24 protein-coding genes are annotated in these 24,801 nt (G+C 63.6%); 14 read left to right on the plus strand and 10 right to left on the minus strand.

Features of this window, described 5'->3' with window-relative positions; all coding sequences use genetic code 11:
- Window positions 1–11 precede the first annotated feature (11 nt).
- Together QUV21_RS00685 and der are read left to right on the plus strand one after the other, a co-directional pair.
- A complete protein-coding gene (locus tag QUV21_RS00685) occupies window positions 12–1,370 on the plus strand; it encodes a PQQ-like beta-propeller repeat protein (RefSeq protein ID WP_300852426.1) in 1,359 nt (452 codons plus the stop codon).
- A 48-nt stretch (window positions 1,371–1,418) separates the two neighbouring features.
- Entirely contained in the window at window positions 1,419–2,900 is a 1,482-nt protein-coding gene (der, locus tag QUV21_RS00690; RefSeq protein ID WP_300852427.1) for a ribosome biogenesis GTPase Der, read from the plus strand.
- Here der and QUV21_RS00695 read toward each other — a convergent pair.
- Window positions 2,897–3,601, minus strand: coding sequence for a hypothetical protein (locus QUV21_RS00695; RefSeq protein ID WP_300852428.1), 705 nt, complete (start codon window positions 3,599–3,601; stop codon window positions 2,897–2,899). The genes der and QUV21_RS00695 overlap by 4 nt on opposite strands.
- 26 nt (window positions 3,602–3,627) lie before the next feature.
- Window positions 3,628–4,917, minus strand: a complete 1,290-nt coding sequence (serS, locus tag QUV21_RS00700; protein ID WP_300852429.1) for a serine--tRNA ligase — start codon at window positions 4,915–4,917, stop codon at window positions 3,628–3,630.
- Between the two features lie 198 nt (window positions 4,918–5,115).
- Between serS and yajC the strand changes: the two genes are divergently transcribed.
- The 4 genes from yajC to QUV21_RS00720 are packed head-to-tail and all read left to right on the plus strand — an operon-like array spanning window position 5,116 to window position 8,462.
- Complete coding sequence (gene yajC, locus QUV21_RS00705) at window positions 5,116–5,445, plus strand: preprotein translocase subunit YajC (protein WP_300852430.1); 330 nt, start codon at window positions 5,116–5,118, stop codon at window positions 5,443–5,445.
- 9 nt (window positions 5,446–5,454) lie between these two features.
- Entirely contained in the window at window positions 5,455–7,122 is a 1,668-nt protein-coding gene (secD, locus tag QUV21_RS00710; RefSeq protein ID WP_300852432.1) for a protein translocase subunit SecD, read from the plus strand.
- Window positions 7,123–7,132: 10 nt separating this feature from the next.
- Window positions 7,133–8,104: a protein translocase subunit SecF gene (secF, locus tag QUV21_RS00715; RefSeq protein WP_300852434.1), complete on the plus strand. Its 972-nt coding sequence runs from the start codon at window positions 7,133–7,135 to the stop codon at window positions 8,102–8,104.
- A 1-nt stretch (window position 8,105) separates the two neighbouring features.
- Window positions 8,106–8,462, plus strand: a complete 357-nt coding sequence (locus QUV21_RS00720; protein WP_300852436.1) for an Mth938-like domain-containing protein — start codon at window positions 8,106–8,108, stop codon at window positions 8,460–8,462.
- 53 nt (window positions 8,463–8,515) lie between these two features.
- On the opposite strand, the gene QUV21_RS00725 is transcribed toward QUV21_RS00720, so the two are convergent.
- Window positions 8,516–9,502, minus strand: a complete 987-nt coding sequence (locus QUV21_RS00725) for an aldo/keto reductase (RefSeq protein WP_300852438.1) — start codon at window positions 9,500–9,502, stop codon at window positions 8,516–8,518.
- A gap of 95 nt (window positions 9,503–9,597) precedes the next feature.
- Here QUV21_RS00725 and ccmA point away from each other — a divergent pair, with 95 nt between their 5' ends.
- The 5 genes from ccmA to QUV21_RS00750 all read left to right on the plus strand — a co-directional run bounded on the left by ccmA (window position 9,598) and on the right by QUV21_RS00750 (window position 12,434).
- The gene (gene ccmA / locus QUV21_RS00730) at window positions 9,598–10,215 is read left to right on the plus strand and encodes a heme ABC exporter ATP-binding protein CcmA (protein WP_300852440.1); all 618 of its coding nucleotides are present in this window, start codon (window positions 9,598–9,600) and stop codon (window positions 10,213–10,215) included.
- An 88-nt stretch (window positions 10,216–10,303) separates the two neighbouring features.
- Window positions 10,304–10,960 carry a heme exporter protein CcmB gene (gene ccmB, locus QUV21_RS00735; RefSeq protein WP_300852442.1) on the plus strand — a complete coding sequence of 219 codons (657 nt, stop codon included), beginning with the start codon at window positions 10,304–10,306 and terminating at the stop codon, window positions 10,958–10,960.
- Window positions 10,961–11,015: 55 nt separating this feature from the next.
- Entirely contained in the window at window positions 11,016–11,744 is a 729-nt protein-coding gene (locus tag QUV21_RS00740; RefSeq protein ID WP_300852444.1) for a heme ABC transporter permease, read from the plus strand.
- On the plus strand, window positions 11,744–11,905 hold the full coding sequence (gene ccmD, locus QUV21_RS00745; protein WP_300852446.1) for a heme exporter protein CcmD: 162 nt from the start codon (window positions 11,744–11,746) through the stop codon (window positions 11,903–11,905). The genes QUV21_RS00740 and ccmD overlap by 1 nt, the downstream gene beginning before the upstream one ends.
- Window positions 11,898–12,434 carry a DsbE family thiol:disulfide interchange protein gene (locus tag QUV21_RS00750; RefSeq protein ID WP_300852447.1) on the plus strand — a complete coding sequence of 179 codons (537 nt, stop codon included), beginning with the start codon at window positions 11,898–11,900 and terminating at the stop codon, window positions 12,432–12,434. The genes ccmD and QUV21_RS00750 overlap by 8 nt, the downstream gene beginning before the upstream one ends.
- Window positions 12,435–12,712: 278 nt before the next feature.
- Here QUV21_RS00750 and acnA read toward each other — a convergent pair whose 3' ends face one another.
- Window positions 12,713–15,460 (minus strand): aconitate hydratase AcnA, encoded by a 2,748-nt coding sequence (gene acnA / locus QUV21_RS00755; protein WP_300852449.1) that lies wholly within the window; start codon window positions 15,458–15,460, stop codon window positions 12,713–12,715.
- A gap of 183 nt (window positions 15,461–15,643) precedes the next feature.
- Between acnA and QUV21_RS00760 the strand changes: the two genes are divergently transcribed.
- The gene (locus QUV21_RS00760) at window positions 15,644–16,339 is read left to right on the plus strand and encodes a thioredoxin family protein (protein ID WP_300852451.1); all 696 of its coding nucleotides are present in this window, start codon (window positions 15,644–15,646) and stop codon (window positions 16,337–16,339) included.
- 34 nt (window positions 16,340–16,373) lie between these two features.
- On the opposite strand, the gene QUV21_RS00765 is transcribed toward QUV21_RS00760, so the two are convergent.
- From QUV21_RS00765 to purB, 5 genes are all read right to left on the minus strand, one after another.
- Window positions 16,374–17,273, minus strand: coding sequence for a lysophospholipid acyltransferase family protein (locus QUV21_RS00765; protein WP_300852452.1), 900 nt, complete (start codon window positions 17,271–17,273; stop codon window positions 16,374–16,376).
- Between the two features lie 16 nt (window positions 17,274–17,289).
- Window positions 17,290–18,177, minus strand: a complete 888-nt coding sequence (locus QUV21_RS00770) for a DMT family transporter (protein ID WP_300852453.1) — start codon at window positions 18,175–18,177, stop codon at window positions 17,290–17,292.
- Between the two features lie 304 nt (window positions 18,178–18,481).
- Complete coding sequence (locus QUV21_RS00775) at window positions 18,482–19,564, minus strand: FliG C-terminal domain-containing protein (RefSeq protein WP_300852454.1); 1,083 nt, start codon at window positions 19,562–19,564, stop codon at window positions 18,482–18,484.
- An 86-nt stretch (window positions 19,565–19,650) separates the two neighbouring features.
- Window positions 19,651–19,818 carry a hypothetical protein gene (locus QUV21_RS00780; RefSeq protein WP_300852455.1) on the minus strand — a complete coding sequence of 56 codons (168 nt, stop codon included), beginning with the start codon at window positions 19,816–19,818 and terminating at the stop codon, window positions 19,651–19,653.
- A 229-nt stretch (window positions 19,819–20,047) separates the two neighbouring features.
- Window positions 20,048–21,352 carry an adenylosuccinate lyase gene (gene purB / locus QUV21_RS00785; RefSeq protein ID WP_300852457.1) on the minus strand — a complete coding sequence of 435 codons (1,305 nt, stop codon included), beginning with the start codon at window positions 21,350–21,352 and terminating at the stop codon, window positions 20,048–20,050.
- 291 nt (window positions 21,353–21,643) lie between these two features.
- Between purB and QUV21_RS00790 the strand changes: the two genes are divergently transcribed.
- A complete protein-coding gene (locus QUV21_RS00790; RefSeq protein WP_300852458.1) occupies window positions 21,644–22,516 on the plus strand; it encodes an endonuclease/exonuclease/phosphatase family protein in 873 nt (290 codons plus the stop codon).
- A 21-nt stretch (window positions 22,517–22,537) separates the two neighbouring features.
- Here QUV21_RS00790 and dddP read toward each other — a convergent pair whose 3' ends face one another.
- Complete coding sequence (gene dddP / locus QUV21_RS00795) at window positions 22,538–23,875, minus strand: dimethylsulfonioproprionate lyase DddP (RefSeq protein ID WP_300853446.1); 1,338 nt, start codon at window positions 23,873–23,875, stop codon at window positions 22,538–22,540.
- A 121-nt stretch (window positions 23,876–23,996) separates the two neighbouring features.
- Between dddP and QUV21_RS00800 the strand changes: the two genes are divergently transcribed.
- Window positions 23,997–24,794 carry a DUF3445 domain-containing protein gene (locus QUV21_RS00800; RefSeq protein WP_300852460.1) on the plus strand — a complete coding sequence of 266 codons (798 nt, stop codon included), beginning with the start codon at window positions 23,997–23,999 and terminating at the stop codon, window positions 24,792–24,794.
- Window positions 24,795–24,801 lie beyond the last annotated feature (7 nt).

Here is a 24,801-nt window from a genome sequence, read left to right on the forward strand (position 1 = left end):
AGGTGGCAGGCATGACGATCCGGCGGAATATGGGCAGGGTGGCGGCAGGTGCCGGGCTTGTGGCGCTTCTGGCTGCCTGCGGCCAGCGTGAGGTAATCCTGCAAGGGGAACGTTTTCCGGTCCGGGTGGCGCTGGAAGACAGCGTTCCGGTCGAAGGGGAACCTGCACCGGTTGCTCCGCCCAAGGCGGAGAATGTCAGCCTGCCGATCGTATTGCCTGCCGCGACCTCCTCGGGCGACTGGACCCACCGCGCCGGAAATTCGCGCCATCTGATGCCCCATTCCGCACTGAGCGCTGCCCCGGCCCGCGTCTGGACGGCAAATATCGGGGCCGGCAGCAGCCGCAAGAACCGGATCTCTGCGGCCCCTGTGGTATCAGGCGGGCGCATCTTCACGCTGGATGCGGGCGCGACCGTGACGGCCACCTCGACCGGGGGTGGAAGCCTTTGGTCCGTCGACCTTACGGCCGCATTCGATGCGGGCGGAGGTGTGTCGGGCGGTGGTCTCGCGATTGACGGTGACCGGCTGATCGCCGCAACCGGCTACGGTGAGGTTGTGGCGATGGATGCGGCGTCAGGCGCGGTCCTGTGGCGTCAGCGCCTTGATGCCCCGGTCTCGGGCGCCCCGGCAACCGATGGCGCGGCGGTCTATGTCAGCGGCAGGGATGGGTCCGCATGGGCAATCAACTCGGCCGATGGCAAGGTGATCTGGCAGGTTGTCGGAACCCCCGGCACCACTGGCTATGTCGGGTCCGCAGCCCCAAGCATCGGTGACCGCGCGGTGATCTTCCCGACAAATGCGGGTGATCTGATGGCTGTTCTCAAGATCGGTGGCGGCACGAAGATCTGGCAGTCCTCGATTGCGGGCAAGCGTCTGGGCCGGGCCTACGCCTACGCGGCCGACGTGACCGGCGATGCCGTGATCGATGGCAAGGTGATCTATGCCGGCACCGCCGCCGGGCGCACGGTGGCCATCTCGGCCTCGTCGGGTGATCCGATATGGTCGGCGGGCGAGGGCGCGCTTGGTCCGGTGGCCGTGGCGGGCGGATCGATCTTCCTGGTGAACGATCAGGCGGAACTGGTGCGCCTTGATGCCGCCACGGGCGAGGTGATCTGGTCTGTCGAGATGCCCTATTTCACCAAGGAAAAGGTCAAGCGTCGCAAAGCGATCTTTGCCCATTACGGTCCGGTGCTTGCTGGTGGCCGGGTCATGGTAGCCTCGTCTGACGGTCTCTTGCGCGCCTTCGACCCGACCGACGGCAGCCTGACCCATTCGACCGAGGTTCCCGGCGGTGCTGCCGCGCAGCCGGCGGTCGCGGGCGGGGTGTTGTATGTCGTGGGCGGCAACGGGCAACTTCACGCTTTCCGCTAGGGCCTAACCCGTGTATGGCAACCGCTTCGCCATTGCCGGACCTGAACCATGAGCTTTACCCTCGCCATCGTGGGCCGCCCCAATGTGGGCAAGTCGACGCTCTTCAACCGCCTTGTCGGGCGCAAGCTGGCGCTGGTCGATGACCAGCCCGGCGTGACGCGGGATTTGCGCGAAGGCGATGCCAAGCTCTTTGACATGCGCTTTACCGTCATTGACACGGCCGGGCTGGAGGAGGTCACCGACGACAGCCTTCAGGGCCGCATGCGCCGTCTGACCGAACGCGCGGTCGAAATGGCCGATGCCTGCCTGTTCGTCATCGACGGCCGGGTCGGCGTCACCCCCACGGATGAGGTATTCGCTGATATCCTTCGCAAGAAGAACGCCCGGGTGTTCCTTGCCGTGAACAAGGCCGAAGGCAAGGCGGGCGACGCCGGCGCGCTGGAGGCCTACAGCCTTGGCCTTGGCGAACCCATCCGCATTTCCGCCGAACATGGCGAAGGGATGGATGACCTTTACCGGGAACTGAAGCCGCTGGAAGGTGAGTTTGCCGAGCGTGAGGCCGAAAATGCGCCCGAGGTCGACCTCGATCTGTCCGAAGAAGAGGCGGAACTTGATGCCGATGAAACCGCGCATTACCCGACAGTCAAGAAACCGCTGCAAATCGCGGTGATCGGGCGACCGAATGCGGGCAAGTCCACGCTGATCAACAAGATCCTTGGCTATGATCGCCTTCTGACCGGCCCGGAAGCCGGGATCACCCGCGACGCGATTTCCGTCCGGGCCGATTGGCAAGGCACGCCGATCCGCATCTTTGACACGGCGGGCATGCGCAAGAAGGCCCGGATCACGGAAAAGCTGGAAAAGCTGTCGGTGTCGGACGGCATTCGCGCGGTGCGCTTTGCCGAGGTGGTGGTCGTGCTTCTGGACGTGGAAATCCCGTTCGAGGTGCAGGATCTGCGCATCGCCGACTTTGCCGAGACAGAGGGCCGCGCGGTCGTGGTTGCGGTCAACAAGTGGGATCTTGAGGACGAAAAGCAGGAAAAGCTGGCCGAACTGAAGGAAATGTTCGACCGGCTGCTGCCGCAGCTTCGTGGCGCGCCGCTGGTTACCGTCAGCGCCAAGACGGGCCGTGGCCTTGACCGGTTGCACGACGCGATCAGGAAGGCGCATGACGTCTGGAACTGCCGCATCCCGACCGCAAGGCTGAACACCTGGCTTGGAGCGATGACCGAGGCGCACCCGCCGCCAGCCCCCGGCGGCCACCGGATCAAGCTGCGCTACATCTCTCAGGTCAAGACCCGGCCCCCGGGGTTTGTCATCATGTGCTCACGTCCTGATGAACTGCCGGAAAGCTACAAGCGCTATCTGGTCAACGGCTTGCGCGACCATTTCGACATGCCCGGCACGCCGATCCGGCTGTTCTTCCGCAGCCAGTCGACGAAAAACCCGTTCAAGGACCAGAAGTTCCACACCCCCTCGCGCCTGCGCAAGCATATCGAGGGCAAGGGGCGGGAAAGCCTTAAGCGTTAGGCCTTGCGGTTCGCCCAGAGGGTGACAGCCATCACAGCAATGCCCGATCCGGCCAGCACCGCGACCGTCAGATTTGCGCTGGCGTTGGCCGCGATCACCCCGACCAGCGCCCAGATCACCGTCAGCCCGTAAACCGGCATCAGTGGGCGGCGCATCTGCACGGTCACGGCAATGCCAAGGACCAGTGCCAGCATCGCTGCGGCCGACCCGGTGTCGCCAAGCCAGCCATAGCCCGCGACCAGCACCCCGGTTGAAACGGCGGCGGCCGCCGAAAGCCAACCCGCGAAGATGGCTGTCGGGCCAGACAGCACCCAGCGGTCAACGGCAGGGTCGGCGCGCAGGAAGGCCAAGATCGCCCCTGCGGCCATGATCCAGATAGTCACCGTCCCCCAGATGGCACTTTGCCCGGCAATCCACAGCCAGACCGCCCCCACCCCGACCGCGACCGACAGGGGCAGGCGCACCGCATCCCATGCCGGGTTTTCCGCCCGTTTCCACAGCCCGAAGACCGCATGCGAGATCAGCCAAAGGTAGATCACGCTCCAGATCGCGAAGGCATATCCTGCGGGCTGTATCGAGGGCCGCTCGATCCTGACCGGGAACAGGCCGGGGTCGTAACCGGTGAATGGCGGCGTAATGAACGGGGCGACGCCAAAAGCCAGCGTGACGATCAGCAGGACAAGAGCGTTTGTTTTCATCATGCTTCTTTTACGCGCCCCGACGCCGATCAGACCAATTGCCCGTCGGGGGCTACCTGCGTCTTGCCGCCAAGATAGGGGTGCAGTACCGCAGGCAGCGTCACCGACCCATCCGCCTGCTGGCCGTTCTCCAGCACGGCAATCAGGCAGCGACCGACGGCAAGGCCGGATCCGTTCAGCGTTGCCACGAATTCAGGCTTTCCCCCCGCAGGACGATAGCGCGCGTTCATCCGCCGGGCCTGGAACTGGCCGCAGGTGGAAACGCTGGAAATCTCGCGATAGGTGTTCTGGCCCGGCAGCCAGACCTCCAGATCATGGGTCTTCTGCGCGCCGAATCCCATGTCTCCGGTGCAAAGGACGATGGTCCGGTAGGGCAGGCCCAGCCGCTCCAGCACGGCCTGGGCGCATTTCGTCATCCGCTCATGTTCGGCCAGCGCGGTTTCCGGGGTGCAGATCGTGACCATCTCCACCTTCTCGAACTGGTGCTGGCGGAGCATGCCGGTGGTGTCCTTGCCCGCCGACCCCGCTTCGGACCTGAAGCAATGGGTATGCGCGGTCAGGCGGATCGGCAGCGCGGCCTCGTCCAGAATGTCGCCCGCGACCGAGTTGGTCAGCGTGACCTCGGAGGTAGGGATCAGCCACCAGCCGTTGGTCGTCTGGTAGCTGTCCTCGGCAAATTTCGGCAGTTGGTTGGTGCCGAACATCGCCTCTTCCTTGACCAGAACCGGGGTCCAGGTCTCGGCCAGCCCGTGTTCGGTGGTGTGCAGATCCAGCATGAACTGCGCCAGCGCCCGGTGGACGCGGGCCATGGCACCGCGCAAAACGACAAAGCGGCTGCCCGACAGTTTCGCTGCCGTCTGGAAATCAAGCCCACCCTTGGCGGCTGGAATGTCGAAATGTTCCAAAGGTTTGAAGTCCAGCGCGCGGGGGTTGCCCCAGCGGCGGATTTCGACGTTCTCGGTCTCGTCCTTGCCGACAGGCACTTCGTCAAGCGGCAGGTTCGCGATCCGCGACAGCGCATCACGCAGGCGGGCATCCTCGGCCCCGGCCTCCTCCGTCAGCCGCGCGCCTTCGGCCTTCTTTTCGGCCACCAGCGCCCGCAGGCGTTCAAACTCGGCACCGTCGCCGCGCGCCTTTGCCGCGCCCACCTCTTTCGAGGCCGCGTTCTGTGCGGCCGCTGCGGTTTCGGCGGCAAGGATCTTTGCCCTCCGCGCCTCATCAATGGCCAGAAGTTCCGCCGACAGCGGCGCCAGCCCGCGACGGGAAAGGGCCGCGTCAAAAGCGGCGGGGTTTTCGCGGATGAAGCGGATGTCGTGCATGGCGGGTCTCACTCTGAGGTGTCGGATCGCTCTATGCCCGATATCGCGGCAGGGGGAAAGGTGCAGCCAAGGCGGGAAAGTCGCGCGCCCTCTGGCAATGCGCCGCGAAAGGCCTTACATCAGCCGACAATCGCCGGGCCTGACCCCGCGAATGTCAACGATCAGCCGGAAAAGTCCGGCCCGCAGGAAAGGATGCCCATGTTCGTCTCCCCCGCCTTCGCCCAAGCCGCCGGTGCGCCTTCGGCCGGTGCAGCCTTCGCGCAGTTCCTGCCGATCATCCTGATCTTCGTGATCTTCTACTTTCTGCTGATCCGTCCGCAGCAGAAGCGGATGAAGGAACATCGCGCCATGCTGGAAGCCCTGCGCCGTGGCGATCAGATCGTGACCGCTGGCGGGATCGTGGGCAAGGTGTCCAAGGTGCAGGAAGACGGGATGGTCGAAGTCGACATCGCCGACGGCGTGAAGGTCAAGGTGGTCAAAAGCACGATCACCTCGGTCTTGAACAAGACCGAACCAGCCGCAAGCTGAGCCTGACCCATGCAACCCATGCCGCTGTGGAAGCGCGTCCTTGTCCTGATCGTCTGTGTCTGGGGTATCGTCGCCGCTGTTCCGAACCTGTTCTACGGGCCGGTAGAGCGGCATAATGATGCCCTTGCGGCGATCGAGGCCGCAGGCGGCAATGCCACGCCCGCCCAAGAGGCAGCCCGCGCGGAATGGCCGGACTTCCTGCCCTCGGCGCTGGTGAACCTTGGGCTTGACCTGCGCGGCGGGGCGCATCTTCTGGCCGAGGTCCGGGTGGAAGACGTCTACAAGGCGCGGATTGATGCCATGTGGCCGGATGTGCGCGACGCCTTGCGCGACCTGCGCGATCAGGTTGGCGCGGTGCGCCGGGCGCCGTCGCCAGATGGCGTGCTGCGGGTCACGATCACCAACCCCGAAGGCATGGCCGCCGCGCTGGAGGCCGTGCGCGGTCTTGGCAGCTCGGTGGTTTCCCTGACCGGGGCGGGGCAAAGCACGATTGACGTGACGGCCGAGGGCAATGACATCGTTGTCCAACTGTCCGAGGCGGAAAAGCAGGCCACCGACGGGCGCACCTTGCAGCAGTCGCTGGAAATCATCCGCCGCCGGGTGGATGAGGTCGGCACCCGCGAACCCACGATCCAGCGTCAGGGTGAAGACCGCATCCTGATCCAGGTGCCTGGAATCGGGTCGGCGTCGGAACTGAAGGCCCTGATCGGCACCACCGCGAAGTTGACCTTCAACGCCGTGGTTGGCCGCACCACCGATGCCGGGGCGAACCCCGGCCCGCGCAACCTTCTGTTGCCGTCGCTCGACCAGCCGGACCTTTACTACATCGTCGAAGAAACGCCCGTCGTTTCCGGCGAGGCGTTGGTGGATGCCCAACCTTCGTTCGACCAGAACGGCCAGCCAGCCGTGAGCTTCCGGTTTGATACAGCCGGCGCGCGCAAATTCGGTGACTACACCGCCACCAACATCGGCGCCCCCTTTGCCATCATCCTTGACAACGAGGTGATCTCGGCCCCGGTGATCCAGAGCCATATCCCGGGTGGGTCGGGCATCATCACCGGCAGCTTCACCGTGGAAGACAGCACCCAACTTGCCGTCCTGCTGCGCGCAGGTGCGCTGCCAGCCGAGATGGAGTTTCTGGAAGAACGCACGGTCGGCCCGGAACTCGGGGCTGATTCCATTGCGGCGGGCAAGGTGGCGGCACTGGTCGCGGGGGCCGCGGTGGCGATCTACATGATTGCCGGCTATGGGCTTTTTGGCGTCTTTGCCAATATCGCGCTTGCCGTGAACATCGCGCTGATCTTTGCTGCCCTGTCCACCATTGGCGGCACGCTGACCCTGCCGGGCATCGCGGGCATCGTGCTGACCATCGGTATGGCGGTTGACGCCAACGTGCTGGTCTTCGAACGCATCCGCGAGGAATTGCGCCAGAACAAGAACCCCGGCCGGGCGATCGAGCTTGGCTATGAAAAGGCGATGAGCGCGATCATCGACGCCAACATCACCACATTCATCACCGCGACGGTCCTCTTTACCGTGGGGGCTGGCCCGGTGCGCGGCTTTGCAATCACGCTTGGGATCGGGATCATCACCTCGGTCTTTACCGCGCTGTTCGTCACGCGGATCATCGTCGAAACCTGGTATCGCTGGCGCAAGCCCGCAACCGTCGTGGTCTGAGGGGAACATCATGGCATTCCGTTTTCGCCTTGCGCCCGAAAAGACCAACATCAACTTCTTTCGCTATCAGTGGGTCACCTTCGGCGGCTCCATGCTGCTGAGCGTCCTTGCCATCGTTGCATGGATCGTCATGGGCCTGAATTTCGGAATCGACTTCCGGGGCGGAACCACGATCCGCACCGAAGCGGCCGAGCCGGTCAATGTGGCCGCCTACCGCGCGGCCTTGTCCGGGATGGACCTTGGTGATGTCGCGATCACCGAGGTGTTCGACCCCAGCTTCCGCGACGATCAATATGTCGCGCAGGTCCGCATCGCGCCGCAAGACGGGCAAGAGGCGGTGACGCCCGAAACGATCCTGCTGGTCGAAGAACAACTTAAGACCGTGGCCCCGTCGATCACCTTTCCGTCGGTTGAATCGGTCGGCCCGAAAGTCTCGGGCGAGCTGATCTGGAAAGCCATCGCGGCGATGGTGGCGGCATCGCTGGCGATCATGGTCTATATCTGGCTGCGCTTTGAATGGCAGTTCGCGGTCGGCAGCCTTGTGGCGCTGATCCATGACATCTTCATCACCATCGGTGTCTTCGCGATCTTCCAGATCAAGTTTGACCTTGCCATCGTGGCGGCGCTGCTGACGATCCTTGGCTACTCGATCAACGACACCGTGGTCGTCTTTGACCGGTTGCGCGAAAACCTGTTGAAATACAAGTCGATGCCCTTGCGTGACGTGATGAACCTGTCGGTCAACGAAACCCTCAGCCGGACCCTGATGACCTCTGTCACCACCTTGGTTGCGCTGGGGGCCATGCTGATCTTTGGCGGTGACGTGATCCGGGGCTTTGCGTTTGCCATCTTCTTCGGCGTGATCCTTGGCACCTATTCTTCAGTCTTTGTGGCCAAGAACCTTGTGCTGTTCATCGGGCTTGACCGGGGCGACAAGCCGAACAAGTCTGACAAGGGCGAGTTTGCCAACGTAGATGCCTGACATGCGCCTGACCGAAGTCAGCTATGGAACGGCGAAAGCCGTTGAAGGGTACGGCCCGGGGTTTTTCCGTGTGGCCGGACATGTGCTGCGCGGGGCCTGCCTGATCACCCCATGGGACGCTGGCCCCTGGGGCGGTTACGACGACACCGCCGCACCGCTTAGCCTTCTGGGCCGGATCGACGTGCTGTTCGTCGGCACCGGGGCCAGCATCGCGCATGTGCCAAAGGCGTTTCGTCTGGCGCTGGAAGAGCAGGGGATCGGGGTAGAGGTCATGGCCTCCCCTACGGCCTGCCGCACTTACAACGTGCTTCTGGGCGAAGGGCGGCGCGTGGCCGTCGCCCTTCTGCCGGTGGAGTAGGGCGCAAGAGGTATTGAAAACCTTTGCAGATTCCATGGAAGGAATCTGGCCCGTTACCAAAGATGCGCGACATGGGGGGCAATGGTCCTTGCATAAACCTCGCGCGCGGCTTCCATCACGTCCTGTGACAAGGGTACCATGTCGGCGGCAACCGCATTGGCGCGCGCCTGCGCCGGGGACTTCGCGCCCGGAATGACCACGGTCACTGCGTCCTCCATCAAGATCCAGCGCAGGGCGAAAGCCGCCATCGTCGCACCTTCCGGCACCAGCAAACGCAACTCCTCGACCGCCGCAAGCGCCACGTCGAAAGGCACGCCCGAGAAGGTCTCCCCCTTGTCGAAAGCTTCGCCATTGCGATTGAAGCTGCGATGGTCGTCGGCGGCGAATTGGCTGTCTTTGGACATTTTTCCGGTCAGAAGGCCTGACGCAAGCGGCACACGCGCGATAATGGCGATGTTATTCGCTTTGGCTTCGGGGAAAAAGACTTCTGCCGGTTTCATTCGGAACAGGTTGTAGATGATCTGCACCGACACCACACCCGGCTGGCGGATCGCGCTGCGCGCCTCTTCGACTGTCTCGACCGAGACGCCATAATCGGCGATCTTGCCCTTGGCCTTGATCGCCTCAAGGGCTGCGAACACCTCGGGGTTTGAATAGACCGGGGTCGGCGGGCAGTGCAGTTGCACCAGATCCAGCCTTTCTACCCCCAAATTCAGAAGCGACCGGTCAATGAACCCCTCCAGCGCGGTGCCGGTGTAGGCTTCTGCCACATGCGGGTCCAGCCGCCGACCTGCCTTGGTGGCAACAAAGGGCCGCTCGCCGGGCCGTTCGGCCAGCACCTCACGGATGATCCGTTCGGACCGCCCGTCGCCATAGACATCGGCCGTGTCGATGAAGGTCATGCCGGCATCCAAGGCTGCGTGAAGCGTGGCCTTGGCGTCTTCCAGACTGACCTCGCCCCAAGTGCCGCCAATGGCCCATGCGCCAAAGCCGAGGCGGGTGGTTGTGCGGCCGGTGCGGCCGAAGGGAATGGTCTGCATCGGGTCTCTCCTTTGAACGGGGAAGACATAGGGTCGCTGGCCCCTGAAAGCCATGGCCCTTTTCGCCGGAAGCCGCATCGGATAGGGCTTGTGTGATGGAGATCTGGGTTGAAAATCTGGCGGTGGCGCGGGGCGGGGTGACCGTCTTGCAGGGGCTTGGCTTTGCCGTCGGGGCGGGTCAGGCGCTGATCCTGCGCGGGCCGAACGGGTCTGGCAAGACCACGCTTCTGCGCACCCTTGCCGGATTGCAGCCCGCCGTGGCCGGATCCATTTCCCTGCCGCCTGAAGCCGCCGCTTACGGCGCCCATGCCGACGGGCTCAAATCCACCCTCACCGTGCAGGAGAATCTGGCGTTCTGGGCCTCGGTTCACGGGGTGGGGTCGGTGGCAGATGCGATGACCAGAATGGACGTGGCCAATCTTGCCCCCCGCCGCGCGGCCGAGCTTTCGGCAGGCCAGAAGCGCCGCCTTGGTCTGGCGCGGCTGTTGGTTACCGGGCGGCCGGTCTGGCTTTTGGATGAGCCGACCGTCAGCCTTGATACCGCATCGGTGGCCCTGTTTGCCGGGGTGGTGCGGCAGCATCTGGCAGGGGGTGGGCTGGCGGTGATCGCCACCCATGTCGATCTGGCCCTGCCTGAGGCTGAGACGCTGGACCTTGCCCCGTTCCGCACCCGGACCATGGCACGCGACGGCTTTGACGAGGCTTTTGCATGATGGCGCGCGCGTCGGGATGCCGGGGAAGCCTCCGGCGGGAGTATTTGGGAAAAGAGCAGATGCAGCGGTGCGTCGTGGTCGGGCGGGCATGAAGGCGCTTCTTCTACGCGATCTGCGGCTGGCCATGCGGTCGGGGGGGGGCTTCGGGCTGGGGCTTGCGTTCTTCTTCCTGTTGTCGGTCCTTGTGCCGTTGGGGGTGGGGCCAGAAGGCGGCACGCTGGCGCGCATTGCCCCCGGCATCCTGTGGGTCGGCGCGCTGCTGGCCTGTCTTTTGTCGCTGGACCGGATTTTCGCGCTGGATTTCGAGGACGGGTCGCTGGACCTTCTGGCCACCGCGCCGATCCCGCTGGAGGCAGTGGTGGCCGTCAAGGCACTGGCGCATTGGCTGGTGACCGGCCTGCCTTTGACCCTGCTTGCGCCGGGGCTGGCGGTGTTTCTGAACCTGCCTGCGGGGGGCTATGGCTGGCTGGTGCTAAGCCTGCTTCTTGGCACGCCGGCGCTGTCGGTCATCGGGGCTTTTGGTGCGGCGCTTGTGGTTGGTCTGCGGCGGGGCGGGTTGCTGCTGAGCCTTCTGGTCTTGCCACTTTATGTGCCGACGCTGATCTTCGGGGCCGAGGTGGTGCGGCGCGGGGCCGAGGGGATGGCGCTGGCCACCCCGCTTGCCTTGCTGACCGCGATCAGTCTGGGGGCGGCGGCGCTGTTGCCTTTTGCGGCGGCGGCGGCGCTCCGCGTCAATTTGCGCTAGGGCGTCGCGCGATGGTGAGTTGAGCCTGTGGCGAAGAAACGGTAGGCGAGGGGCCATGTCGATCTGGGAATATGCCAATCCGAAGCGGTTCATGCAGACCTCGGCCTGGGCTTTGCCTTGGGCGATTGGTCTGACGGTGGTGCTGTTGCTGGTCGGGTTGGTCTGGGGCTTCTTCTTCACCCCGGATGATTACAAGCAGGGGTCGACGGTCAAGATCATCTACCTGCATGTGCCTGCCGCGATGATGGCGATCAATGCCTGGGTGATGATGCTCGTGGCCAGCCTGATCTGGATCGTGCGGCGCCACCATGTCAGCGCGCTGGCGGCCAAGGCGGCCGCACCGGTAGGGCTGACCTTCACGCTGATTGCGCTGGTGACCGGGGCGCTTTGGGGCCAGCCGATGTGGGGGACATGGTGGGCGTGGGATCCGCGGCTGACGGCCTTTCTGATCCTGACGCTGTTCTATTTCGGCTATATCGCGCTTTGGGCAGCCGTCGAGAACCCTGATACTGCGGCTGATCTGACCTCGATCCTGTGCCTTGTCGGGTCGGTCTTTGCGGTCCTGTCGCGCTATGCGGTGAACTTCTGGAATCAGGGGTTGCATCAAGGGGCTTCGCTGTCCTTGGACAAGGAAGAGAACGTGGCGGATGTGTTCTGGCTTCCCTTGCTGGTCTGCATTGCCGGGTTTGTCTTCCTTTTCATCACGCTTGTCCTGATGCGGACCCGAACCGAGATCCGCGCGCGGCGGCTTTCGGCCCTGTTGGCGCGGGAAAGGGTGGCGTGATGATGCCTGATCTTGGGAATTACGCGGTTGCCGTAGTGGGGTCGTACGTCGCCAGCGCGGTCTTGATCGTGGGACTGGTGGCGCTGTCGTTCTGGCAGCGTGCGCGGGTCAAGCGGGCCTTGGATGAGGTCGAGGCGCGGCAGGGGAAGACAGATGGCTAAGTGGTTGATGATCTTGCCGCCGATTCTGTTCGCCGGGTTGGCGGGCATGTTCTACGTTGGCATGCAGCGCGACAATCCGGGTGAACTTCGGTCCGTGCTGGTCGGGCGCACTGCTCCTGTTCTTCCGGCAACGGGCCTTCCGGGCATTCCAGTCCTGACGGACACCGAGCTGCGTACGGGTGAGGTGACGGTCCTGAACTTCTGGGCGACCTGGTGTCCGCCGTGCCGCGCCGAACATCCGGTGTTGATGGAGATGGCAGAACGTGGCGTCCGCGTCGGAGGTGTCAACATGATGGATGATGACGCGAAGGCCGTGGCCTACCTTGCCGCCGAGGGCAATCCCTTCATCGGTGTCGCCACCGACCCGAATGGCCGCAACCGGGTGGAATGGGGCGTGACCGCCCCACCAGAGACCTTCATCATCGCAGGGGACGGCACGGTTCTGTTCCGTTTTGTCGGGCCACTGGTGGGAACCGATTACCAGAACCGCTTTGTGCCGGAACTCGAAAAGGCGCTGGCGGGGCAGTAGGGCCAGGACGCAGGGTCGGCTTTTCAGGTGAGCATCAAGCCGAGCCCGATTGCGCCAACGACCAGCAGTTCAGCAAGCGGAAGGCTTCCGGGCATCCGGGAAAGCAGACCGTTCGGGGGGCTTCCGGGCCGGTTTTGCAATGTGGTTGTTCGTGGATTTCGCAAGATCATTTCGCACCTCGGGGTTCAGGTGACTGGACCTTGAACGTCAGAGCCTAACAAAGCCCAAAGGCCCGGCGGTGCCGGGCCTTTGGCTTTGGAAACAGTCTGTTTCCGGATTTATGCCTTCGCCAGATCGCGCAGCACATAGTGCAACACGCCACCGTTCTCGACATACTCAATTTCGATCGCGGTATCGATCCGGCACTTGATCTGGATGGTCTTCACCGAGCCGTCGGCATAGCGGATGGTGCAAGGCACAAGGCTGAGCGGCTTCAGATCACCTGCCAGCCCTTCGATGCTGACAACTTCATCGCCCTTCAGGCCAAGGCTCTTGCGGGTGTCGCCGCCGGTGAATTCGAACGGGATCACGCCCATGCCGACCAGGTTCGACCTGTGGATCCGCTCAAACGATTCCGCGATCACCGCCTTGACGCCCAGAAGGGCTGTGCCTTTGGCCGCCCAGTCGCGGCTGGAACCGGCACCGTACTCGATGCCGCCAAAGATCACCAAGGGCGTGCCTGCCGCCTGATAGGCCATCGAGGCCTCAAAGATAGAGGTCTGCTGGCCATCCGGCCCGATGGTGTAGCCGCCTTCAACCCCGTCGAGCATCTCGTTCTTGATGCGGATATTGGCAAAGGTGCCGCGCATCATCACTTCGTGGTTGCCGCGCCGGGCGCCATAACTGTTGAACTCGGATACCGGAACTTGCCGCTCTGTCAGATACTTGCCAGCCGGAGTTGAGGCCTTGAATGAACCAGCCGGGCTGATGTGGTCAGTTGTGATCATATCACCCAATAGGGCCAGAACCCGCGCACCGGCAATGTTCTGGATCGTGCCGGGCGTCTTGGCCATGCCGCGGAAGTAAGGCGGGTTCTGGATGTAGGTCGAAGTGGGTGGCCAATCGTAGGTTTCCGAATCCGTCACCTCGACTGCCTGCCACTTTTCATCGCCCTTGAAGACATCGGCATATTTCTTCTGGAAGGCGGCGCGGGTCACGGTCTGGTGGACAAGATCCGCGATTTCGGCATTGGTTGGCCAGATGTCTTTCAGGTAGACCGGCTTGCCGTCTTTCGACGTTCCAAGCGGCTCGGTCGTGAGGTCGATGTTCATGTCACCCGCCAGCGCATAGGCCACGACAAGCGGGGGCGAGGCGAGATAGTTGGCGCGCACGTCGGGGGAAATCCGGCCCTCGAAGTTGCGGTTGCCCGACAGGACAGAGGTGGCCACAAGGTCGCCTTCGGCAATTGCGGCCGAGATTTCGGGCTGCAAGGGGCCGGAGTTTCCGATGCAGGTCGTGCAGCCGTAGCCAACAAGGTTGAAGCCGATGGCATCAAGGTCTTCCTGAAGGCCCGCGGCGTTCAGATATTCGCTCACAACTTGTGATCCGGGGGCAAGCGAGGTCTTGACCCAGGGCTTGCGGTTCAGGCCAAGCGCGCGGGCTTTGCGCGCGACAAGGCCGGCGCCGATCATGACATAGGGGTTCGAGGTGTTGGTGCAGGAGGTGATCGAGGCAATCACCACCGACCCATCGCGCAGTTTGTATTCCTGCCCCGCGACAGCGGCCGACTTGCGGGCATCAACCAAAGGTGCGTGGTTCGGGCCTTCGGCGGCCATGTCCTTGGCCGGCGCGCTGGCGTCAACGCCGCGATAGTCGCAGACAGTGCGATAGAAGCCGGAAGATGCCTCGGTCAGCGGGGTGTAGTCCTGCGGGCGCTTCGGGCCAGAGATGGCGGGGACGATGCTGCCCATGTCAAGGTGCAGGGTGGAGGTGTAGATCGGGTCATACGCCGCATCGCGCCACATGCCGTTGGCCTTGGCATAGGCCTCGACAAGGGCGATGCGCGATTCGTCACGGCCGGTCATGTGCAGGTAGCGCAGGGTTTCCGCGTCGATCGGGAAGAAGCCGCAGGTCGCGCCGTATTCAGGGGCCATGTTGGCGATGGTGGCGCGGTCAGCCAGCGGCAGACGATCAAGCCCGTCGCCATAAAACTCGACGAACTTGCCCACGACGCCGTGCTTGCGCAGCATCTGCACGACCTTCAGCACAAGGTCGGTGGCGGTGGTGCCTTCGACCATGGTGCCGGTCAGCTTGAAGCCGATAACCTCGGGGATCAGCATGGACACGGGCTGGCCGAGCATCGCGGCCTCGGCCTCGATGCCGCCGACGCCCCAGCCAAGAACGGCAAGGCCGTTGACCATGGTCGTGTGGCTGTCGGTGCCGACAAGAGTGTCGGGATAGGCAACGGTCTCGCCGTTCTGGTCGGTGTCGGTCCAGACGGTCTGGGCAAGGTATTCAAGGTTGACCTGATGGCAGATGCCGGTGCCGGGCGGTACCACGCGGAAGTTGTTGAACGCCTTTTGCCCCCATTTCAGGAACACATAGCGTTCCATGTTGCGCTCATACTCGCGGTCCACGTTCAGTTGGAATGCGCGCGGATGGCCGAATTCGTCGATCATCACCGAGTGGTCGATCACAAGGTCAACCGGGGCAAGCGGGTTGATCTTCTGCGCATCGCCGCCAAGGCCCTTGATCCCGTCGCGCATCGCGGCAAGGTCAACCACAGCCGGAACGCCGGTGAAATCCTGCATCAAAACGCGGGCCGGGCGATAGGCGATCTCGCGCGGGTTCTGGCCGCCTTTGGCGCCCCATTCGGCGAAGGCGCGGATGTCGTCAACCGTGACGGTCTTGCCATCCTCAAACCGCAGCATGTTTTCCAGCACCACTTTCAGCGCTGCGGGAAGGCGCGAAAATGACCCAAGGCCGGCAGCCTCGGCGGCGGGGATGGAGTAATAGCTGACGGTCTTGCCGCCAGCGGTCAGGGTTTTGCGGGTCTGGCTGAGATCATGTCCAACGGTGACGGTCATGCGGTGGCTCCTTGAGGAAACGGCGTCTGTTGTGCGCATTGTATGCAATTGTATGCCGAAAATCCAGCCCTAGATTGCGACGGTTCGGCAGATATGTCAGGCCTCTCTCAAAACCTTGATTGGCTTGGGCGATATGGCAACCCTATAACAGCGGTCGGGGATCATGGGATCAGGATACGCGACATGCGACATTTCGTCAGCGCCGCTTGCGGTCTTTGGTTGGCCGCTGCAGCCGCGGTCGAGGCCGAGCCTGTGGTGGTCGTGGAACTCTACACCTCGCAAGGTTGTTCCTCCTGCCCGCCGGCCGATGATTTCGTGGCCATGCTGGCATCAGACCCGCGAATCCTGCCGTTGGCGTTGCATGTCGACTATTGGGACTACATCGGCTGGGCCGACGTCTTCGCTCAGCCCAAGTTCACCGATCGGCAGCGCGCCTATGCAAAGGCGGTGGGCAGCCGCACGATCTACACCCCGCAACTGATCATCGGCGGGCAGGACCGGATTGAGGGATTCGCACCTGACAAGACGGCGGATCGGCTGCGCGCCCACATGGCGACAAGGCCGGAGGTGCAACTTGTCATCTCACGCGAGGGGGGGCGGATCATCATTCGCGCCGAGGCTGATCTTCCGCTGGATACCCCGGTCCGTGTGCAGCTTGTGCGCTACAAGCCGAAAGAGACCGTGCTGATCCAACGTGGCGAAAACGCCGGCAAGACGATCACCTACCACAACATTGTCACCTCGTGGGAGGGGCTTGGCAATTGGGAAGGGCAAGAGCCGCTGGAACTTTCAGCCCCCTACAGTGGTGAAGAACCCGGAGCGGTGATCCTGCAAACCGAAGGGCCTGCCGCGATACTGGCAGCCGCGCGGGTGAATTGAGCGGGCAACCTGCGCAGGCGCAACACTCGCAAGGTCAGGCGTTCCGTGTGGGCTTGCGGCCTGCCCCTTTCCAGCGCCGGTGAATCCAGAACCATTGGTCAAGATGGCGGCGGACGAGTGCCTCAAGGCTGTCGTTCAAGGCTTGGGTCATCGCCTCGGGCGAGCCGTGCGGAATTGGCGGCTCCACGATGATGTCAAAGGACAGACCGTCGGCTTTTCGTACCGCATAGGTCGGCACCAGAAGCGCGTCATACTTCAAGGCAAGTTCCGCCGCCGACAATGCGGTCAGCGCGCCTTGGCCGAAGAAGGTCAGCTCTTCGCCATGGCTCATGTGCTGATCGACCAGAAGCCCCAGCATGCCGCCCGACCGCAGATGTCGCACCATATCGGCCAACCCCGCCCGGCCGCGGGGGAACAAGGGCTTGCCGATCCCCGAGATGGCTTGAACGTAGTGATCGTTGAAGTGGCGATTTGCCATCGGCATGTAAAGCGCGCCAACCCGGTAACCCCGCGCAATCAGGGCGGCGCGGCTCGCGTCGTAATTGCCGAAATGCCCGGTGACCAGAATCACCGGACGCCCGGCCTTGTGCGCCTCTTCCAGCGCCGTCACGCCATCACCGGTCAGGGGGTGGCGCTTTGCGTGGGCCACGAATTCAGGCCCAGAGTAGATTTCAATGATCGTGCGGCCCACGTTGTCGGGGACGGCAAGGACGATGCGGCGAATCTCTGCCTCGGGCAGGTCAGGCAGGACCAGTGCAAGATTGTCCCGGATTCGTTGCCGGTAGCCCGCCAGCGGAGCGATGATCCGCGACAGCGCCCAACCGCACAGCGGCACCCGCCACCGGTAAGGCAGCCGCAGCAACAGCCAGATCAGCCCGCGAAGGGCGCGATCTTGCAGCCAGTGGCGCAAGTTGAAGGCGGCGGATTTGGCCATGGTCAGACGGGCGGCCTCAGGCGTTGCGGGCGGCTTTGGTTTCGCGTCGCCACACATAAAGGCCCGCCACCACGATCACAAGCGCGCCAATCACCGTCCAGCGGTCAGGCCATTGGTCGTAAAGCACCGCCCCCCAGAAGGTTGCGAACACAATGCCCAGATAGGCAAAGGGGGCAACGATAGCGGCTTCGGTCATCGAAAAACTGCGGATGATGCAAAGCTGCGCCCCGGTGCCAAGGCAGCCCACAAGGGCGAAAAGCATGAGGTCGTCGCCAGAGACCGGCACCCAGACAAAAGGCAAGGCAATGGCGGCAACCACCGTCCCGAAGATCGAGGCATGCAGAAGCGAGGTCCAGACCGGTTCTTTTGGCCCAAGATGGCGGGTCAGAAGCGCGTTGCCGGTATAGCAGACCGCCGCCCCCAGCGGCAGCAGCGCCCAGGGCGAAAAGACGCCAAGTCCGGGCCGCAGAATGATCAGCGCGCCGATCAGCGCCACCAGAACCCCGGCAATCCGGCGCGGCCCCAGCCGTTCCCCCAGAAAAAGGGCGGCGCCAAGCGTGATCAGCACCGGGTTGATATCGGTCAGGGCGGTCGCTTCCGCCAGACCGACATGCGGCAGCGACAGAAAGAACAGCCCTGTTGCGCCAAGCTGGAAGGCGGACCTTGCCAGATGCAGGCCAGGATGCCGGGTGCGCAGCAGGGCCGGTGCGCGCAGGTTCAGCAACAAAAGCACGATCACCAGCTGTCCCGCAAAGCGCACCCAGACAACCTGTGGCGCGGGGTAACGCTCGATCAACCCTTTGGCCGTGGCGTCCATTGCCGTGAACAGCAGGATCGCAAGGATCATGAGCAGCACGCCACGCGTTACGGTGGCGCCGGGCAAAGGGGCTGGGAGCGCTGACATCGGCCGCAAACTAGGCCGCGCCGCCTGCCGCCGCAAGGGGGGGCGGCGACCCGGACTTCGCCGAAAGGCCCTTCGACCTGCACCACGGAAATCTCTGGATTTCGGGGTGCCAGATCACTTTTCCAGAGCCGGAAAACGCAGTTCTTGCCAAAATCGAGCGTCGATCACCCCTTGCCAATCTGGCGTCGGGCATCCGGGAACTCACCTTGTGCAGTACTGCCCATTGCACGCAGTGCGGTCGATTCCCGGCACCTCCGGCCCCTTTGCCAGACCCGCTTCGGACAGGGTGCGCCCATTGTGCGGCTCAATCGTCCTCAGGCTGGATCAAGGTAATCTCGGAACTGGCCTCCAAAGAGCGGATGGCGCTGATGATTGCGGTCATTGCCTCTTCGCCATCCTTGTCCTTGATCTTGCCACGGGTCGCCATTTCCTCTCGCAAACCCTCGGCCAGCCGTTGAGAGATATTGGCCAGCAGGAATTCCGCCGCCTCTTCCAGCCCCGGCTTGCCCTGTGCTGCGGCAAGGGCAGTGACAAGCAGCGGCTGTTCGACAAGGCGGGTGATCTTTGGTGCATCCCGGGGGTTCAGGCGAGCCGGGATGTGGATGAAGGTAAAGATCGCGCGGCGCACTTCGGCGGCGAAATCGGCATCTTCGGCCTCCAGCCCTTGCAGCACGTCTTCGCGGGTCAGCGCGGGCGAGATGTTGAGAATGGCCCCCACCCGTTCCACCGGCCCGGTGTCAAAGGCGCGGGGGGGCTGGTTGTCAAGTTCGGCCAGCAGCGCCGCGCCGATCCGGCGCACGGTTTCGGGATCGACCTTGCCGGTCATCGACACGGCATAGGCCACGCGGCGGGCGCGTTCGCCGGGCAGGCGTCCAAGGATCTCGGCGGCCTTGGCGACAGGCAACTTCGACAGCATGACCGCCCCCACCTCAACCGCCTCATCGGCAAGGATCGGCAGCAGGCGGTCCACTGGCAGGGCGGTAATCCGTTCCCAAGGGTCAACCTTGGACGATGCCGAAGCCATGCGGCGCAGCCGTGACGCTGCCGACTGCGATATATGGCCATCCATCATCGACAGCGCGCCTTCGATGCCGCCGGGGAAGGACAGGCCGACTGATTCCAGTTCGGCCAGAAATTCTGCCACCACCTCATCCAGCGTGGTGCGGTCGATCAGGCGCATCTTGCCCATCTGTTCGGCCAATGCCGCCTGCATGTGCTCGGGAAGCGTGGCAAGGGGAATGGTAGCGCCTTCGGTCAGCAGATACCGGACGATGACGGCTGCCTTCTGCCTGGAGGTCAACACCGGCCGAAGGCCGACCCCGGAAGGAACCGCCACAGACCGGCGTTCAGGGGTGATACGGGCAAAGGGGATCAAATCCTGCGGCATGCGGGGCTTTCTGTCGATTCCGGTCAGACAGAAGCCTCGCAGCCGCAGGTTAACACGGGCTTAGCCGCGCCAGTTCAGCACCCGGCTTAGCTGGTCGGATTGGCGACGCAGGCGGCCTTTGCTTCATCCCAGGTTGCTCCGGGCATGCACGAGGCCGCGGTTTCCGCCTTGATCTTGTCTCCGCTGCACTGGGCAAAGACGATGCCGGGGGCGAGCGTCAGGGCAATCACGGCGATGGTCGTCTTGATCTTCATGGGTCGTCCTCCTTGGGGTTCAGGTCAGCAGGTAAAGGTCGCGTCGGTCTGGATGGTGTGTACATGCGTACCGATCGCCGCAAAGGCGAGCTGCGGCAGAGCCACAAGGCTGGCAGCAAGGATCATTCGCATGAAAAGCCCTTTCGGTAACAATCCGAAAGTAGCACGGCCCGCGCCAGTTCAAGCCGGAAAAATTGCGGCAGGGTGCCGCAACCTGATCACGGATGCGTCAGTTGCCGAAAACCCGGGCAAAGATCGTGTCGACATGCTTGGTGTGGTAGCCAAGATCGAACTTTTCCTCGATCTCGGCGGGAGAAAGGGCGGCGGTCACTTCAGGATCGGCCAGAAGCTCGGTCTTGAAATCAGCGCCCTTTTCCCAGACCTTCATCGCGTTTCGTTGCACCAGCCGGTAGCTGTCTTCGCGGCTGACACCAGCCTGCGTCAGCGCCAGAAGCACGCGCTGCGACATGACCAGTCCTTTGAACTTGTTCATGTTGTTCAGCATGTTTTCCGGGTAGATCACCAGCTTTTCCACCAGTCCGGCAAGGCGGTGGAGCGCGAAATCCAGCGTGATTGTCGTATCCGGCCCGATCATCCGCTCGACGCTGGAATGGCTGATGTCGCGCTCATGCCAAAGCGCCACGTTTTCCAGCGCAGGCACCACGGCCATCCGCACCAGCCGCGCAAGGCCGGTCAGGTTTTCCGAAAGCACCGGGTTGCGCTTGTGCGGCATGGCGCTGGAGCCCTTTTGCCCCGGGGAAAAGAATTCTTCGGCCTCAAGCACTTCAGTGCGCTGCATGTGGCGGATCTCGATCGCGACGTTTTCGATGCTGGATGCAATCACGCCAAGCGTCGCAAAGAACATCGCATGCCGGTCGCGGGGGATGACCTGGGTGCTGATCGGTTCGGGCGTCAGGCCCAGCATCTTGCAGACATGTTCCTCGACCGCAGGGTCGATATTGGCGAAGGTGCCGACCGCGCCTGAAATCGCGCCAGTCGCAACTTCGGCCCGGGCAGCAACCAGCCGGGCGCGGTTGCGCGCCATCTCGGCGTAGAAGCGGGCGAAGGTCAGGCCCATCGTCGTCGGCTCGGCATGGATGCCGTGACTGCGCCCAATGCGGACCGTGTCCTTGTGTTCAAAGGCGCGGGTCTTCAGGGCTGCAAGCAGCCGGTCCAGCCCTTGCAGCAAAAGATCAGCGGCGCGCACCAGCTGGATGTTCAACGTGGTGTCCAGCACATCGGACGAGGTCATGCCCTGATGCACAAAACGCGCGTCATCGGCGCCGATGTGTTCGGCCAGATGGGTCAGGAAAGCGATGACATCGTGCTTGGTCACCGCCTCGATCTCGTCAATCCGGGCGACGTTGAATTCCACGTCCTTTGCGCGCCAGACGGCTTCGGCATTGGCTTTGGGGATCACGCCAAGGGCGGCTTGCGCGTCGCAGGCATGGGCCTCGATCTCGAACCAGATCTTGAAGCGGGTTTCGGGGGACCAGATCGCCACCATGTCGGGACGGGAATAGCGCGGGATCATCGGGGCCTCCGGGCTGACGCAACTTGCGCCCCCTTACGCCGCGCGCGGCGGGGGTGCAAGGGTGAGGGGCGCATGGGGAGTGAGGAGGAGGGAGGGGGGTGGCACTTTCGCAGGCAGGCAACTTCGGGACGGACGGCCCGCCCGTCCTTTCCGGCCAAAAGTCGCGCACCGGTCGTGCTGATGCAGGTCCAGCCCGGCCTGCGGCGTGCCGCCCCACCCCCAAGCCCTTGCACCCGCCGGTCCGCCGGCGCAAGGAGATGGCATGCGTGTTTCCGTGCAAGGGATGTCTAGATGAAGTTGGTCCGCGTCGCCCTTGGTGTTGCGATGGTTTTGACCGTGTTGGCAATTGTCTTGGGCTATCTTGGCGCCCTGCACCCCGCGGCGGATTCCCTGGCTGTTGGCCGAGGGATCGCGGCGGCGGCGCTGATCGTGCTTGCCGCCCTGGGGCTGGGGGCCGGTCTGATGCGCTGGATCGCGCTTGGGTCACTTGTTGTGGCGGTGACAGCGGGGGGGCCAGTTGCGCTGGCCTATGTCTGGCAGGGGCCGCCTGGCACCCTGTCGCTGTACCAAAAGAACATGTTCTTCCGGAACGCCGAGCTTTTGGGTCTTGAGGCCGATATCCGGGCCATGGCACCCGTTGCCCTGACCCTGCAAGAGGTTTCTCGGCCCAACAAGGCCCTGCTGGAGGCCTTGCGCGACATGCTTCCCCATCAGCTCCACTGCCCGGATCAGGGCCGCGGCTCGGCTGTGGCGACATCGCTGGTTCCGGTCCCGGGTGCCGAGGTTTGCGCACCGGGACTGGCGGCGATGCAGGTAATGCGGGATGACAAGACGCTCTGGATCGTGTCGGTGCATCTTTACTGGCCATGGCCCTATCGTCAGGCCGACCATACTGCCGCCCTTTTGCCAGTGCTGGAAGGTCTGGAAGGCCCGGTCGTGATGGGGGGTGATTTCAACATGGTGCGCTGGGCATGGTCCGTGCGCGCGCTCGCCGATGCCGCAAGGGTCAGGCCGGTCGGCGCGACAGCGGGAACCTTTGCAAGATTTTCCCCATGGCTCTGGCTGCCCATTGACCACGTCTTTGCCCCCCGGGGCGGACGGGTCAGCCCGCGCGGGGCTTTCGGGTCAGATCACCTGGGTCTGGTCGCACAGCTGGAGCTTTAGGCGGGTATCGGGCGCTGCGGCTTAGCCCATCAGCCTTGGATCGAACGGATATGTCGTCAGGTTCTCGCAACCCGTTTCGGTGATCAGAACCTGATCTTCCAGCTTTATCGAGAAATTGCCCCCCTCGGGCGACACAAGCGCCTCGACGCAAAGGACCATCCCTGGTTCAAGTGCCGCGTCAAAAGCGCCCGGGGTCCAGCCGTCGGGGTAGGTGACATAGGGCCATTCATCGCAAAGCCCGACACCGTGCATCTTGCACGAATATTTCTGCTGCCAGTATTCCGGCGCAAGCTGGTGGCCACCCTTGACCAGTTCCTCGATCGTGACGCCGGGTTCAAGGCGGGACTGATGGTCGCGGATGTGGTCCAGCGCGTGATGAAAGGCCGAAACCATCGCGTTTGAAGGGCGGCTGTCGCCAATCCACCACGTCCGGCTGATGTCGATGCAAAAGCCGTAAGCGCCGATCAGGTCGGTGTCGAAGGCAACGATCTCCCCGGGCTGGACGATGCGCGGCCCACATTCCTGAAACCACGGGTTCGTGCGCGGACCGGAGGCCAGCAGCCGCGTCTCGATCCATTCGCCGCCGCGCCGGATGTTTGCGGCGTGGAGTTCGGCCCAGATCGCGTCCTCGCTGACGTGGCCCTTCGGCACGTTTTCGCGGGTGAATGCCTCCATCTCCGCGATCCCTGCCTCGCAGGCGTGGTGGGCGCAGCGCATGGCAAGGATTTCATCCGGCGTCTTGATCGCGCGGGTGCGTTCGGTGACTTCCTCGCCTTCCTCGACGGTAAAGCCTGCCGCCTCCAGCGCGCGCAGGCCGTGGACCATGATCTTGTCCACCGCCAGCCGCCGATTGGAGCCGGCATGTTCGCGCATCACCTCATCCACTTGCGCGGCAAAGCTGCGGGCGGCTTCGATGCCCCGGTCGCCGGTGGAGTTGTAAAAGAACGTGGCACCGGACCGCAGTTCCTTGACCAGGGGGTTGAAGGTCACAAGGAAGGGCGCGTTCTTGTATTCCCACATGACCATATGGCCATCGGCGCACAAGAGGCAGGCGCGGAACGGGTTGTGGGTGTTCCAAAGCTGCATGTTGGTGGTGTCGGTCGCGTAGCGGATGTTCAGCGGGTCGAACATCAGAAGGCCGCCATACTCACGCGCGACCAAGGCCTGCGTCAGTTTCTGCCAGCGATCATGCCGCATCTGTTGGAGGTTCGGCAAGGCAAGACCCGCCGCCTGCCATTCCTTGAAGGCCAGCTGGGTCGGGCCGATTTCCACCCGGTCATTGTCGTTCGGGGTGCCGTCGCCAAGGCGGTCTTCGCGGGTCGGGTCGATCTTGCGGCGGTCGCGGTGGTAGGTGGTCATCAGACGCTCCGGCTTTTGTGCCAGCTTGACGGGGCGGTGGGGCAAGGCTTCGCCATGGGCGACGGTGATTGTCGCAAACGGGCCGGGTTGCAGCCTTGCGGCGGGCATGGTGAAAGGGGCCATGGTGACCCCGATGCAAGACGCGCCGATCCTGCAAGACCGGCTTCCCTTTCTGCCATGGATGGACCCGCGCACCCGGCGGCTGCCGGGGATATTGCCGGTCGAGGGGCGCGACTGGCTGCGCACTGACACGGCCTATGCCCCGCAGATGGCCCTGCGCGACCGGTTGATCGCGGGGCAGGCGGATGTGGTGCATGCACTACTGCCAGAAGCAAGCCCCGCAGCGGACGAGCTTTACGCCGCCACCCTTGACTGGTTGCGTCAGGCACCGGGCTTTGCCATCGCCACGCAATCTGCGCGCCGGCCCGACGGGGTGGAGGTGCCGCTTGACCCGGCCCGACCCCTGCTGACGCTGGGGCGGCTGGTGCAAGAGGATCTGTGCCTCATGCAATCGGATGGCGGGGAATACCGGCTGACCGGGGCAATCCTGTGCTTTCCCGCCAGCTGGAGCCTTGCACAAAAGCTTGGCCGCCCGATGACCGGAATTCACGACCCGGTCGATGTCTATGATGCCGACATGGGCCGACGGGTGAACCGCCTCTTTGATGCAATCCGCCCCGAACAACCGCTTTGGCGGATGAACTACCTGACCTATGACGATTTTGTGCTGCACCAACCCCGGATTGAGGGCGAGAAGCGGCTGCAGCCGACAGACCATGTCTATATCCGGTGCGAGCGTCAGTGCCTGCTGCGGCTGCCTGCCACAAGGGCCGTGGTCTTCACCATTCATACCTATGTGGTGGATGCCGGAACCGTGACGGCGGCTGAACTTGCCGCGCTGCGCGACGCGGTGCATTGACGGTCGA

Source organism: Tabrizicola sp., from assembly GCF_030373185.1.
GTDB lineage: Bacteria > Pseudomonadota > Alphaproteobacteria > Rhodobacterales > Rhodobacteraceae > Tabrizicola.

Excerpts from the sequence above, each read along its gene's own strand:
- QUV21_RS00685 (WP_300852426.1), top strand. The coding sequence starts at position 12 with ATGACGATCCGGCGGAATATGGGCAGGGTGGCGGCAGGTGCCGGGCTT.
- der (WP_300852427.1), top strand. The coding sequence starts at position 1,419 with ATGAGCTTTACCCTCGCCATCGTGGGCCGCCCCAATGTGGGCAAGTCG.
- QUV21_RS00695 (WP_300852428.1), bottom strand. The coding sequence starts at position 3,601 with ATGATGAAAACAAACGCTCTTGTCCTGCTGATCGTCACGCTGGCTTTT.
- serS (WP_300852429.1), bottom strand. The coding sequence starts at position 4,917 with ATGCACGACATCCGCTTCATCCGCGAAAACCCCGCCGCTTTTGACGCG.
- yajC (WP_300852430.1), top strand. The coding sequence starts at position 5,116 with ATGTTCGTCTCCCCCGCCTTCGCCCAAGCCGCCGGTGCGCCTTCGGCC.
- secD (WP_300852432.1), top strand. The coding sequence starts at position 5,455 with ATGCAACCCATGCCGCTGTGGAAGCGCGTCCTTGTCCTGATCGTCTGT.
- secF (WP_300852434.1), top strand. The coding sequence starts at position 7,133 with ATGGCATTCCGTTTTCGCCTTGCGCCCGAAAAGACCAACATCAACTTC.
- QUV21_RS00720 (WP_300852436.1), top strand. The coding sequence starts at position 8,106 with ATGCGCCTGACCGAAGTCAGCTATGGAACGGCGAAAGCCGTTGAAGGG.
- QUV21_RS00725 (WP_300852438.1), bottom strand. The coding sequence starts at position 9,502 with ATGCAGACCATTCCCTTCGGCCGCACCGGCCGCACAACCACCCGCCTC.
- ccmA (WP_300852440.1), top strand. The coding sequence starts at position 9,598 with ATGGAGATCTGGGTTGAAAATCTGGCGGTGGCGCGGGGCGGGGTGACC.
- ccmB (WP_300852442.1), top strand. The coding sequence starts at position 10,304 with ATGAAGGCGCTTCTTCTACGCGATCTGCGGCTGGCCATGCGGTCGGGG.
- QUV21_RS00740 (WP_300852444.1), top strand. The coding sequence starts at position 11,016 with ATGTCGATCTGGGAATATGCCAATCCGAAGCGGTTCATGCAGACCTCG.
- ccmD (WP_300852446.1), top strand. The coding sequence starts at position 11,744 with ATGATGCCTGATCTTGGGAATTACGCGGTTGCCGTAGTGGGGTCGTAC.
- QUV21_RS00750 (WP_300852447.1), top strand. The coding sequence starts at position 11,898 with ATGGCTAAGTGGTTGATGATCTTGCCGCCGATTCTGTTCGCCGGGTTG.
- acnA (WP_300852449.1), bottom strand. The coding sequence starts at position 15,460 with ATGACCGTCACCGTTGGACATGATCTCAGCCAGACCCGCAAAACCCTG.
- QUV21_RS00760 (WP_300852451.1), top strand. The coding sequence starts at position 15,644 with ATGCGACATTTCGTCAGCGCCGCTTGCGGTCTTTGGTTGGCCGCTGCA.
- QUV21_RS00765 (WP_300852452.1), bottom strand. The coding sequence starts at position 17,273 with ATGGCCAAATCCGCCGCCTTCAACTTGCGCCACTGGCTGCAAGATCGC.
- QUV21_RS00770 (WP_300852453.1), bottom strand. The coding sequence starts at position 18,177 with ATGTCAGCGCTCCCAGCCCCTTTGCCCGGCGCCACCGTAACGCGTGGC.
- QUV21_RS00775 (WP_300852454.1), bottom strand. The coding sequence starts at position 19,564 with ATGCCGCAGGATTTGATCCCCTTTGCCCGTATCACCCCTGAACGCCGG.
- QUV21_RS00780 (WP_300852455.1), bottom strand. The coding sequence starts at position 19,818 with ATGAAGATCAAGACGACCATCGCCGTGATTGCCCTGACGCTCGCCCCC.
- purB (WP_300852457.1), bottom strand. The coding sequence starts at position 21,352 with ATGATCCCGCGCTATTCCCGTCCCGACATGGTGGCGATCTGGTCCCCC.
- QUV21_RS00790 (WP_300852458.1), top strand. The coding sequence starts at position 21,644 with ATGAAGTTGGTCCGCGTCGCCCTTGGTGTTGCGATGGTTTTGACCGTG.
- dddP (WP_300853446.1), bottom strand. The coding sequence starts at position 23,875 with ATGACCACCTACCACCGCGACCGCCGCAAGATCGACCCGACCCGCGAA.
- QUV21_RS00800 (WP_300852460.1), top strand. The coding sequence starts at position 23,997 with ATGGTGACCCCGATGCAAGACGCGCCGATCCTGCAAGACCGGCTTCCC.